Consider the following 1,350-nt stretch of genomic DNA (forward strand, 5'->3'; position numbering starts at 1 on the left):
ATGGTATAATATTATATTAAAAAAGTCAAAAGCATACAACGACATTAATTTGGTATGTGTTCTCGTAATTAAAAAATTATATAAAAATAAAGAGTTTATTAAAATGTTTATTAGAGCGATTTAAAATAAAGGGCTCTATTGCTAAGCCAGAAAAAACTATTCATTATCACATACACATTCATAAGTTTTTAGCTTACTGCTATATATTTTAATTCACTATGAGAAATTCTCATTTTTATAGAAAAAATTGCTTTCAATTCTTTCTTGTTCTAAATCCATTGTAAAATTTGCATGACTAAATCTTTCAAAATTAATCTAAAAAGGATTACTATTTATTTCATTCATCATTGGAAGGTTGGTAGTCAACAATTGCAATCATTTGTCATTTAATCACTTACAGTTTTAATAACTTCATAATAATTATGCTATAAACAATCTTTCGTCACCGCGTCAAAGAGAATTTATATTCTGATAAATTCAATATCTATAGACAGATCGAGCTATGTTCACCAGATTTACTTGATTGTTTCTCTGTAAATATTTTATAGTGTCCATCCTCATTAAATAAAGTTTTACATTTATTAATATCTCTAGCGAGTAGGGTTACTTTTATATTATTGTGTAATAAATTTCTAACAATCTCCAAGCCAAGACCACTTGTTCCGCCGGTTACTACAAAATGTTTATTCATAATACCTCCAAATGATTTTATTTTATGAAAAAAGAGGGCTTTCAAATTTGTGCCCTCTGATAATGCGTATTAATTCATTGCTGTGATTTGTGCAGCGTATACATAACCATCTTTTACAAAAAATTCGATTGTTTTCTTACCAATTTGATAGTTATAAACTGAACCTTGTGCTGATTCAACAGGTTTTTGTTTAGGCTGACCATAAACATTCACTAACGCTTTAGTTGAAACAGTCTTTGGACTTAACGCAAACATCACAGCGTTTGCTTTTTTATTACTTACATTATAGAAAGTTTGGTCATCTTTCTTCATTTCTTTTTGAGTGATTTGCTTTGTCTTTGTGATTTTATAACCGTTCATAACTAAATTGTCGTATTTAAGGCTATTTACGAAGTGTTTGTCGAGGACAAATTTACTGCTCGCTGATGTATAACCTTTATAAGTATAATATGGTTTTTGTGCAGCGTGTGCATCGGCGTGTGTATTGAAGTCTGCCATATGGCCCATACCAAGGGTTAATCCAAGTACCACGACACCAGAAAGAATGAATTTATTTAAGTTGTTCATATTGATTACCACCTTATATATATAATTTTATTAATGTTATTTATTTTCAGTACAGTTTTAATACACTTAGATTATTGAAAGTGTTTTAGTAA

At 28.8% G+C, this 1,350-nt stretch carries 2 protein-coding genes; both read right to left on the reverse strand.

The window, feature by feature from the left end; genetic code table 11:
* Window positions 1-484: 484 nt before the first annotated feature.
* Window positions 485-691, reverse strand: coding sequence for an SDR family NAD(P)-dependent oxidoreductase (locus CD172_RS11200; RefSeq protein ID WP_103346400.1), 207 nt, complete (start codon window positions 689-691; stop codon window positions 485-487).
* Between the two features lie 69 nt (window positions 692-760).
* Window positions 761-1,258, reverse strand: coding sequence for an immunodominant staphylococcal antigen IsaB family protein (isaB, locus tag CD172_RS11205; protein ID WP_169925247.1), 498 nt, complete (start codon window positions 1,256-1,258; stop codon window positions 761-763).
* Between the last annotated feature and the right edge of the window lie 92 nt (window positions 1,259-1,350).

Source organism: Staphylococcus agnetis (genome assembly GCF_002901865.1).
GTDB classification, from domain to species: domain Bacteria; phylum Bacillota; class Bacilli; order Staphylococcales; family Staphylococcaceae; genus Staphylococcus; species Staphylococcus agnetis.

Excerpts from the sequence above, each read along its gene's own strand:
- isaB (WP_169925247.1), bottom strand. The coding sequence starts at position 1,258 with ATGAACAACTTAAATAAATTCATTCTTTCTGGTGTCGTGGTACTTGGA.
- CD172_RS11200 (WP_103346400.1), bottom strand. The coding sequence starts at position 691 with ATGAATAAACATTTTGTAGTAACCGGCGGAACAAGTGGTCTTGGCTTG.